This is a genomic window from Stenotrophomonas maltophilia group sp. Smal17 (genome assembly GCF_030237045.1).
Taxonomy (GTDB): Bacteria; Pseudomonadota; Gammaproteobacteria; order Xanthomonadales; family Xanthomonadaceae; genus Stenotrophomonas; species Stenotrophomonas forensis.
Genome location: NZ_JASJSU010000137.1, coordinates 1 through 8,489, shown reverse-complemented (window position 1 = coordinate 8,489; position 8,489 = coordinate 1). Strand labels below are relative to the sequence as shown.

General features: G+C 68.0%; 12 protein-coding genes. 9 read left to right on the top strand and 3 right to left on the bottom strand.

Annotated features, from left to right (window positions below; translation table 11 throughout):
* The first annotated feature begins 2 nt into the window (after window positions 1-2).
* The 6 genes from purM (at window position 3) to QRO93_RS20675 (ending at window position 4,243) form a co-directional block, all read left to right on the top strand.
* The gene (gene purM, locus QRO93_RS20700) at window positions 3-1,061 is read left to right on the top strand and encodes a phosphoribosylformylglycinamidine cyclo-ligase (protein WP_053449018.1); all 1,059 of its coding nucleotides are present in this window, start codon (window positions 3-5) and stop codon (window positions 1,059-1,061) included.
* Window positions 1,062-1,081: 20 nt separating this feature from the next.
* Window positions 1,082-1,567, top strand: coding sequence for a hypothetical protein (locus tag QRO93_RS20695; protein WP_053449017.1), 486 nt, complete (start codon window positions 1,082-1,084; stop codon window positions 1,565-1,567).
* Between the two features lie 7 nt (window positions 1,568-1,574).
* Window positions 1,575-2,012, top strand: a complete 438-nt coding sequence (locus QRO93_RS20690; protein WP_154582922.1) for a hypothetical protein — start codon at window positions 1,575-1,577, stop codon at window positions 2,010-2,012.
* Window positions 2,009-2,662, top strand: coding sequence for a phosphoribosylglycinamide formyltransferase (purN, locus tag QRO93_RS20685; RefSeq protein WP_164242737.1), 654 nt, complete (start codon window positions 2,009-2,011; stop codon window positions 2,660-2,662). Before QRO93_RS20690 ends, purN begins: the two co-directional genes overlap by 4 nt.
* A 67-nt stretch (window positions 2,663-2,729) precedes the next feature.
* Entirely contained in the window at window positions 2,730-3,557 is an 828-nt protein-coding gene (locus QRO93_RS20680) for a DUF3108 domain-containing protein (protein WP_053511541.1), read from the top strand.
* 2 nt (window positions 3,558-3,559) lie between these two features.
* A complete protein-coding gene (locus tag QRO93_RS20675; protein ID WP_006422886.1) occupies window positions 3,560-4,243 on the top strand; it encodes a DUF3108 domain-containing protein in 684 nt (227 codons plus the stop codon).
* A 122-nt stretch (window positions 4,244-4,365) separates the two neighbouring features.
* Here the strand turns inward: QRO93_RS20675 and QRO93_RS20670 are convergent, their stop codons facing one another.
* From QRO93_RS20670 to QRO93_RS20660, 3 genes are read right to left on the bottom strand one after another with little or no spacing between them, the layout of a single operon-like run.
* Window positions 4,366-4,692: an EF-hand domain-containing protein gene (locus QRO93_RS20670; RefSeq protein WP_180879628.1), complete on the bottom strand. Its 327-nt coding sequence runs from the start codon at window positions 4,690-4,692 to the stop codon at window positions 4,366-4,368.
* Window positions 4,689-5,960 carry a UDP-N-acetylglucosamine 1-carboxyvinyltransferase gene (murA, locus tag QRO93_RS20665; RefSeq protein WP_164087976.1) on the bottom strand — a complete coding sequence of 424 codons (1,272 nt, stop codon included), beginning with the start codon at window positions 5,958-5,960 and terminating at the stop codon, window positions 4,689-4,691. Before murA ends, QRO93_RS20670 begins: the two co-directional genes overlap by 4 nt.
* A gap of 21 nt (window positions 5,961-5,981) precedes the next feature.
* Complete coding sequence (locus tag QRO93_RS20660) at window positions 5,982-6,212, bottom strand: BolA family protein (RefSeq protein WP_021202589.1); 231 nt, start codon at window positions 6,210-6,212, stop codon at window positions 5,982-5,984.
* A gap of 54 nt (window positions 6,213-6,266) precedes the next feature.
* Here QRO93_RS20660 and QRO93_RS20655 point away from each other — a divergent pair, with 54 nt between their 5' ends.
* The 3 genes from QRO93_RS20655 to lptC all read left to right on the top strand — a co-directional run bounded on the left by QRO93_RS20655 (window position 6,267) and on the right by lptC (window position 8,454).
* Entirely contained in the window at window positions 6,267-7,268 is a 1,002-nt protein-coding gene (locus QRO93_RS20655; protein ID WP_053449010.1) for a KpsF/GutQ family sugar-phosphate isomerase, read from the top strand.
* A gap of 65 nt (window positions 7,269-7,333) precedes the next feature.
* Window positions 7,334-7,882: an HAD family hydrolase gene (locus QRO93_RS20650; RefSeq protein WP_053449009.1), complete on the top strand. Its 549-nt coding sequence runs from the start codon at window positions 7,334-7,336 to the stop codon at window positions 7,880-7,882.
* Window positions 7,879-8,454, top strand: coding sequence for an LPS export ABC transporter periplasmic protein LptC (gene lptC, locus QRO93_RS20645; protein WP_053449008.1), 576 nt, complete (start codon window positions 7,879-7,881; stop codon window positions 8,452-8,454). The genes QRO93_RS20650 and lptC overlap by 4 nt, the downstream gene beginning before the upstream one ends.
* The last annotated feature ends 35 nt before the right edge of the window (window positions 8,455-8,489 follow it).

Here is an 8,489-nt window from a genome sequence, read left to right as displayed (position 1 = left end):
CCGTGACCAACACCCCGTCTTCCGCCCCCTCCCCCCTCACCTACCGTGATGCGGGTGTCGACATCGACGCCGGCAACGAGCTGGTCGAGCGGATCAAGCCCCTGGTCAAGCGCAGCTTCCGCCCGGAAGTGATGGGCGGCCTGGGTGGCTTCGGCGCCCTGTTCGACCTGTCCAACAAGTACCGCGAGCCGGTGCTGGTGTCGGGTACCGACGGCGTGGGCACCAAGCTGAAGCTGGCCCACCAGCTGAACCGCCACGATACGATCGGCATCGACCTGGTCGCCATGTGCGTGAACGACGTGCTGGTGCAGGGCGCCGAGCCGCTGTTCTTCCTGGACTATTTCGCCACCGGCAAGCTGGACATCGACACCGCCGCGGCGGTCGTGGGCGGCATCGCCAACGGCTGCACCGAGGCCGGCTGCGCGCTGATCGGCGGCGAAACCGCTGAAATGCCCGACATGTACGCCCCGGGCGAGTACGACCTGGCCGGCTTCACCGTCGCCGCGGTCGAAAAGAGCGAACTGAAGGATGGCGCCAGCGTCGCCGCCGGTGACGTGCTGATCGGCATCGCTTCGTCCGGCCCGCACTCCAACGGCTATTCGCTGGTGCGCCGCATCTACGACCGCGCCGGCCAGCCGGCCGATCTGGAGCTGGAAGGCGGCGTGAAGCTGGTCGATGCGCTGATGGCGCCGACCCGCCTGTACGTGAAGCCGATCCTGTCGCTGCTGAAGTCGCACGGCGACGCCATCCACGGCATGGCCCACATCACCGGTGGCGGCCTGACCGAGAACATCATCCGCGTGGTGCCCGAAGGCCTCGGCCTGGACATCCAGGCGTCGTCCTGGACCCTGCCGCCGGTGTTCCAGTGGCTGCAGAAGGAAGGCGCAGTGGCCGACAGCGAGATGTGGCGCACCTTCAACTGCGGCATCGGCTTCGTGCTGATCGTTGCACCGGACCAGCTCGCTGCCGTGTCCGACGCGGTCAAGGCGCAGGGCCTGGAGCACTGGACCATCGGCCAGGTGGTCAGCGCCGAAGGCGCCGAGCGCGTCCACATCGGCTGATCGCACACCCAGGAGCCCGCATGGACGCAACGCCCCCCGTGTCACCTGCCCCACCGCCTCTGGCGACGGTGCCGGTGTTCAGCGCGCAGGATGCCGACCACCTGCGCATGCTGTCCATCGCGCACTACGTGGTTGGCGGCCTGATCGCGCTGTTCTCGCTGATCTTCATCCTCCACATCGTGCTGGGCATCAGCGCACTGACCGGCCACCTGCCGATGAACTCCGGTGGCCAGCCCACGTCGCCGGCCGAGCAGCGCCTGTTCGGCTGGATGTTCACCATCATCGGCTGCGTCATCGTGTTCGGTGGCGTGACGCTCGGCGCGTTCGTCGCCTATGCCGGGCGCTGCCTGGCCGGCCGCCGCCGCTACCTGCTGTGCCTGATCGTGGCCGGCCTGGCCTGCCTGTTCGCGCCGCTTGGCACGGTGCTGGGGGTGTTCAGCCTGATCATCCTGCTGCGTCCGCAGGTGAAGGCGGCCTTCGAAGCCAACGTTCCTTCCCGCAGCTGAGATTTCCATGGCTTCCGTCCCGCCCCCGTTGAACGTGCCGCCTGGCTGGACCGCGCTCCAGATCGGCGGTCACCTGCACACGCTCAGGATCCTGTTCTGCGTCTACGGCGGCATCCAGCTGGCGCTGTCCGTTGTCCTGCTGATGGCCGCACTGGGTGGCTACATCAGCGAAAGCCGGACCCCCACGGTGGGCATGTCGCCTGTGCTGCTGGCGGCGATCCTCGCTGTCGCGGCGCTGGCCATCGGTGCACTGGGCATACTCAGCCTGACCGCTGCGAACCGGCTGGGGCAGCGCTGCCAGCGCACGTTGTGCCTGGTGGCGGCCGGTGCCGCCTGCCTGGGCGGCGCGCTGGGCATCGCGCTGGGCGTATACGCCCTGATCGTGCTGCTGCGTGCGGATGTCGCCGCCAGCTTTAGCGAACCGGGCGGCGCGGTGGTCGCATGACCGCTCGCATTGCGGTACTGGCCTCCGGCCGTGGCAGCAATCTGCAGGCCATCCTCGACGCGATCGGCGACGGCCGCCTGCCGGCCGACGTGGTCGGCGTGTTCTCCGACCGTCCAGGTGCCGCAGCGCTGCAGCGGGTGGCACCGGGCCTGCGCTGGGCACACGCGCCGAAGGAGTTCAGCGACCGCGCCGCCTATGAGCAGGCGCTCGGCGATGCCGTGCAGGCATCGGCGCCGGACTGGATCGTCTGTGCCGGCTACATGCGCATCCTGGGGGCTGCCTTCGTGCAGCGCTTCGAGGGCCGCCTGGTCAACATCCACCCCTCGCTGCTGCCGCTGCACAAGGGCCTGGACACCCATGCGCGGGCCTTGGAAGCCGGCGATGCCGAGCACGGCGCCAGCGTTCACCTGGTGGTACCGGAACTGGATGCCGGGGCGGTGCTGGCGCAGGTACGGGTGCCGGTGGGGCCCGGCGACGATGCGCAGGCGCTGGCCGAGCGCGTGCTGGCGGTGGAGCACCCGTTGCTGATCGCCACCCTGCAGCTGCTGTGCGCCGGCCGCCTGACTGAACGGGAAGGACAGCCCCAGCTGGATGGTCACCCCCTGTTTAGCCCGTTGGCCCTAGATTCCGCCGGGAACCTGAACCGGTAACGCCCGTGCACACGCCCCGCTGACTGCGGGGCTGGCATCCTGCCCCTCCCTGCGGTCCCTGTCCTTCATGAAGACCACGACCCTGCTGTCCACTTCGCTGCTGCTGTCGCTGGCTGTATTGCCCGCTGCGGGCTGGGGCCAGGCGCAAGCGCCTGCCGCCTCGCCTTCCCCGGCGCCGGTGCCTGCCGTGCAGCCGCCTGCCGAGCCGGCGGCGCCGGTGTTGCCTGCGCTGGCGTGGGAACCACCGCCGCTGCAGCCGTTCACCGCCACCTACCAGGCGTTCTACAAGAGCAAGGAGGCCGGCGACGCCAGCATGCAGGTCACCCACACCGGCGGCAGCCAGTGGCGGGTCGACATGCAGGTGGTGGGCCGCCGCGGCTTTGCCAGCGTGCTCGGCCTGAACATCGAGCAGAGCACGGTGTTCGAGGAACGCGGCGGTGTTTACGCGCCACTGAGCCAGAGCACGGTGCGCAAGGGCCTGTTCCTTGGCAAGAAGGCCGTGGGCACCTACAACTGGCAGGCCGGTACCGCGCAGTGGACCGGTGACGTGAAGAAGGAACGTGCGCAGCCGATCCCGCTGCAGCCCGGCGACCAGAGCGCGCTGCTGATCAACCTGGCGATCATGCGCGATGCGCGCCCGGGTGCCACCATGCACTACCGCTACGTGGACATGGGCAAGGTCCGCCAGCATGACTACCAGGCCGCGCAGCAGACCGAGAACGTCGAAGTCGGCGACCTGTCCTACAACGCGCTGCGGGTCTACCGGACCAACGGCGGCAACAATGAAACCATCCTCTGGATCGCCAACGGTGTCCCCACCCCGGTGCGCATCCTGCAACGCGAAGACGGCGAAGACCGCGTCGACCTCCGCCTGATCGAATACCAAGGAGTCTGAGCATGAGCACCCTGACCCGCCCCCTCACCTGGATCGCCGCGGCCGCCCTGTCGATGGCCAGCCTGCCGGCCATGGCCCTGCAGCCGTTCAAGGCCGATTACCTGGCCAGCTACATGGGCATGCAGGCCAATGGCAGCATGACCCTGAGCAGCGAGGGAGCCAACAAGTGGCGCTACACGCTGCAGGTGAAGAACCAGCTGGCCGACCTGAGCCAGAGCACCGTGTTCGAAGAAGTGCGCGGCCAGCTGCGCCCGCTCAGCAGCCAGGACCGTTCGGCGCTGCTGGTGAAGAAGCGCAACGTGCAGGCCAACTACAACTGGACCAGCAACCAGGCGACCTGGACCGGCGACATCAAGCCGGACCGCGCCGGCCCGATCGCGCTGAAGTCCGGTGACATGGATGCGCTGCTGATCAACCTGGCGATCGCCCGCGACCTGGCCGCCGGCAAGCCGCTGACCTATCGCATGGTTGACGAAGGGCGCATCAAGAACATGACCTACCGCGTGATCGGCAAGGAGTCGATCACTGTGGGTGGAAAGAGCTACGAAGCCACCAAGGTCTCGCGTGCCGACGGCAACAAGGAACTGATCGCCTGGATCGTCCCCGAGTTCCCGGTGCCGGCGCGCATGCTGCAGCGTGAGAACGATCGCGACGCCCTGGACCTGACCATCAAGGCGATGAACTGACGCGCGAACCGGTAGTGCAGGCCGCTGGCCGGCATTCTCGCGATGCTCCACGAGGTTCATGGGGTTGCCGGCCAGCGGCCGGCACTACCGAAAGGAAAACGCCCGCTTTCGCGGGCGTTTTCTTACTTCTTCGCTTCAGCCGGCTTCGCTTCCGCTGGCGCGAACTCGGTGCGGCAGTCCACGCGGATCTGCTCGCCCGTGCTGCGCCAGACGAAGGTGCGGCAATGGCGGTTGCCGTCCTGGCTGTCATTCACCGCAACCGCGTAGAACGACTCGATGATCTCGTCACGCGAGACGGTGCCATCGCCGTTCCAGTCCATGTCCTTCTGCTCGATGCCCTGGGTGATGGCGATGTTGGCGTACCAGGCGTAGCCCAGCCACGCCAGCACGATCAGCACCAGCGCCAGCAGCGCCTTGCGACGCGGGCTGAACTTGCCGCGCAGGATCATGGCACGCGCCGGATGGTGGCACCGAGCGAAGACAGCTTCTCTTCGATGTTCTCGTAGCCACGATCAAGGTGGTAGATGCGGTCGATGGTGGTCTCGCCGTCGGCCATCAGGCCTGCCAGGATCAACGACGCCGACGCGCGCAGGTCGGTGGCCATCACCGGCGCACCGCTCAGGCGTTCGTGGCCACGGGCAATGGCCGTGTGGCCTTCGACCTGGATGTCCGCGCCCAGCCGCAGCAGTTCGTTGACGTGCATGAAACGGTTCTCGAAGATCGTTTCATTGATCACGCCCACGCCGTCGGCCACGCAGTTGAGCGCCATGAACTGCGCCTGCATGTCGGTCGGGAACGCCGGGTACGGCGCGGTGGTCAGGTTGACCGCCTTCGGCCGCTTGCCCTGCATGTCCAGGGTGATGCTGTCATCGGTGGTCTCGATCTTCGCACCGGCCTCGACCAGCTTGGACAGCACCGCGTCCATGGTGTTCGGGCGCGCACGATTCACGGTGACCTTGCCACCGGTCATCGCCGCGGCCACCAGGAAGGTGCCGGTCTCGATGCGGTCGGGCAGCACTTCATGGCGGCCACCGGACAGGCGCTCGACGCCTTCGATGACCAGGCGCGCGGTGCCCAGGCCTTCGATCTTCGCGCCCAGCGCGATCAGGCAGTGCGCCAGATCGGTCACTTCCGGTTCCATCGCGCAGTTGTCGAGGATGGTGGTGCCTTCGGCCAGCACCGCGCCCATCAGCACGTTCTCGGTGCCGGTGACGCTGACCATGTCGAAGGTGAAATGACCGCCCTTCAGGCGCTTGGCCGAGGCCTTGATGAAGCCGTTCTCGACCACGATCTCGGCGCCCAGCGCCTGCAGGCCCTTGATGTGCTGGTCGACCGGGCGCGAACCGATCGCGCAGCCGCCCGGCAGCGACACTTCCGCAGCGCCGAAGCGGGCCAGCAGCGGGCCCAGCACCAGGATCGAGGCGCGCATGGTCTTGACCAGCTCGTACGGCGCCACATGCTGGTTCACAGGACGCGGATCGACCACGATCGCGCTGCCGCGCGACAGCGTGCCCTGGTCGATGGTGACCTTGGCGCCCAGTTCACCCAGCAGTTTCACCGTGGTGACCACGTCGTGCAGGTGCGGCACATTGGTGATCTCCACCGGCGCATCGGCCAGCAGGGTCGCGCAGAGAATGGGGAGGACGGCGTTCTTGGCGCCGGAGATGCTTACTTCACCGTGCAGCGCAGCGCCGCCGGTCACAACGATCTTGGCCATGTATTCGGGATCTTCTGCGGTTCAGCCGGCTTCGGCCGGGGTCACGGTTTTCAGCGCCAGTGCGTGGATCGCACCGCCCATCAGGTCGCCCAGGGTGGCATAGACCATCCGGTGGCGGGCCAGCGGCATCTTGCCGGCAAAGGCCTCGCAGACCACGGTCGCTTCGAAATGCACGCCATCGTCGCCACGCACGTCGGCGCGGGCGCCGGGCAGGCCGGTTTCGATCAGATTGCGGATGGTGTCGGCGTCCAACGGGCTTTCCTAATAAAATGATCGCTCATTCTACTTCCGCTGCGTGGCGTCCGCATGGCCGAGCCCCTCCTGCCCTCCCGTTCCGTCGACCCGGCCAGCCTGGTCGCCAGCGGCCGCCGTGTCTTCGACATCGAGCAGCAGGCCCTGAATGCGGTCGCTGCCCGCCTCGGCGAAGCGTTCCAGCAGGCCTGCCAGGCGATCCTGTCCAGCCGCGGGCGGGTGGTTGCCACCGGCATGGGCAAGTCCGGCCACATCGCCCGCAAGATCGCCGCCACCCTGGCCTCCACCGGCACCCCGGCGTTCTACGTGCACCCGGGGGAGGCGGGCCATGGCGACCTGGGCATGATCACCGAGGACGACGTGGTGCTGGCCCTGTCCTATTCGGGCGAGTCGGACGAAGTCCTGATGCTGCTGCCGGTGCTCAAGCGCCAGGGCAACCTGCTGATTTCCATGACCGGACGCCCGCAGTCCAGCCTGGCCGCCGCCGCCGACATTCACCTGGATGTCAGCGTGCCGGCCGAAGCCTGCCCGCTGGACCTGGCCCCGACCTCCAGCACCACCGCGTCGCTGGCAATGGGCGATGCGCTGGCCGTGGCCCTGCTCGATGCGCGCGGCTTCACCGCCGACGATTTCGCCCGTTCACACCCGGCCGGCAGCCTCGGCCGCCGCCTGCTGCTGCACATCACCGATGTCATGCACACCGGCGACGACCTGCCCACGGTCGGTGCCGGCGCCAGCCTCAGCGAAGCGCTGATGGAAATGAGCCGTAAACGGCTGGGCATGACCGCCGTGGTCGATGCCGACGGCGTCCTGATCGGCCTGTTCACCGACGGCGACCTGCGCCGCGCGCTGGACAGCGCGCTGGACGTGCGTACCGCGAAGATCGCCGATGTGATGACCCGCAACCCACGTACCATCGGCGCCGACCAGCTGGCCGTCGAGGCCGCGCGGTTGATGGAGACCCACAAGATCACCGGCCTGATCGTGGTCGATGGCCAGGGCCGCGCGGTCGGTGCCCTGAACATTCATGACCTGTTGCGGGCGCGGGTGGTTTAACCGACAGTCCGTAGACCCCATTCAGTCTGTATCGTCCATCCGCCCACACCGAGCCTGCCGCCCTGATGCCCTGGTCCCCGCTGCCCGCCTTTCCCGCCCACCTGCATGCCGCCGCGGCCCGTATCCGCCTGGCGTGCTTCGACGTGGACGGCACCCTCACCGACGGTCGGCTGTACTACGACAAGGACGGCAATGAGAGCAAGGCGTACTTCGTGCAGGATGGCCTGGGCCTGAAACTGCTGCAGCAGCACGGCATCCATCCCGTGCTGATCACCGCGCGCAACAGCCAGTCCGCGCTGCGCCGTGGCGCCGATCTCGGCATCGACACCCAGATCGCCGTCGGCGACAAGCTGGCCAGCGTGCAGGCGCTGTGCGCGCAGCACGGCATCGGCCTGGAACAGGTGGCCTTCATGGGTGACGACCTGCCGGACCTGGCGCCACTGGGTGCGGTGGGCCTGGCCGTGGCCCCTGCCAACGCGCACCCGTGGATCGCCGAGCGCGTGCACTGGCAGACCCGCACCGAGGGCGGGCGTGGCGCTGCACGTGAACTGTGCGACGTCCTGCTGGCCGCCCAGGGCCACGTGGACGCCGTCCTGGCGAGGTTCAGCGCATGAACCGGCCGACCCTGAACTGGCGCACCGTGCTCGGCATCGGCCTGCTGCTGGCCGCGCTGCTCAGCAGCTGGGCAGCGCTGCGCAACCGTGACAAGGGACCGGCCAACGGCGGCAACGAGGTCGGCGTGGACTACATCCTGCACGACTTCACGATCGTGGCCCTCGACGAGCAGGGCAAGGAATCGACCACCCTGCGCGCACCGCTGCTGGAGCGCCAGCGCGGTGACCAGACCATCAGCATCGCGACCCCGCTGTTCGAAATGCCCGACAAGGACGGCAAGCACTGGACGCTGCGTTCGGAGACCGGCTGGCTCAGCGCCAAGGGCGACGAAATGAAGCTGCGTGGCAACGTCGCAGGCGACAGTCCCGCCGGCCCGGGCGTGCCGCCCACCACCTTCCGCACCGACCACCTGGACGTGTTTCCGAAGGAAAGCCGTGCCCGCACCGACGCGCTGGTGACCATGACCCGGCCCGGGATGGAACAGTCCGGTGTCGGCTTCGAGGTGGATTCGAAGAACAACACGTATCATTTCCTCAGCCAGTCCAAGGGCCGCTACACGCCCCGGCACTGATCCCGCCGCCAGCCTGCGACGTCCCCGGACAGGCG

Bases quoted from the DNA above. Each gene is read 5' to 3' on its own strand.
- murA (WP_164087976.1), bottom strand. From the start codon at position 5,960: ATGGCCAAGATCGTTGTGACCGGCGGCGCTGCGCTGCACGGTGAAGTA.
- QRO93_RS20650 (WP_053449009.1), top strand. From the start codon at position 7,334: ATGCCCTGGTCCCCGCTGCCCGCCTTTCCCGCCCACCTGCATGCCGCC.
- QRO93_RS20690 (WP_154582922.1), top strand. From the start codon at position 1,575: ATGGCTTCCGTCCCGCCCCCGTTGAACGTGCCGCCTGGCTGGACCGCG.
- QRO93_RS20675 (WP_006422886.1), top strand. From the start codon at position 3,560: ATGAGCACCCTGACCCGCCCCCTCACCTGGATCGCCGCGGCCGCCCTG.
- purN (WP_164242737.1), top strand. From the start codon at position 2,009: ATGACCGCTCGCATTGCGGTACTGGCCTCCGGCCGTGGCAGCAATCTG.
- QRO93_RS20670 (WP_180879628.1), bottom strand. From the start codon at position 4,692: ATGATCCTGCGCGGCAAGTTCAGCCCGCGTCGCAAGGCGCTGCTGGCG.
- QRO93_RS20680 (WP_053511541.1), top strand. From the start codon at position 2,730: ATGAAGACCACGACCCTGCTGTCCACTTCGCTGCTGCTGTCGCTGGCT.
- lptC (WP_053449008.1), top strand. From the start codon at position 7,879: ATGAACCGGCCGACCCTGAACTGGCGCACCGTGCTCGGCATCGGCCTG.
- QRO93_RS20695 (WP_053449017.1), top strand. From the start codon at position 1,082: ATGGACGCAACGCCCCCCGTGTCACCTGCCCCACCGCCTCTGGCGACG.
- QRO93_RS20655 (WP_053449010.1), top strand. From the start codon at position 6,267: ATGGCCGAGCCCCTCCTGCCCTCCCGTTCCGTCGACCCGGCCAGCCTG.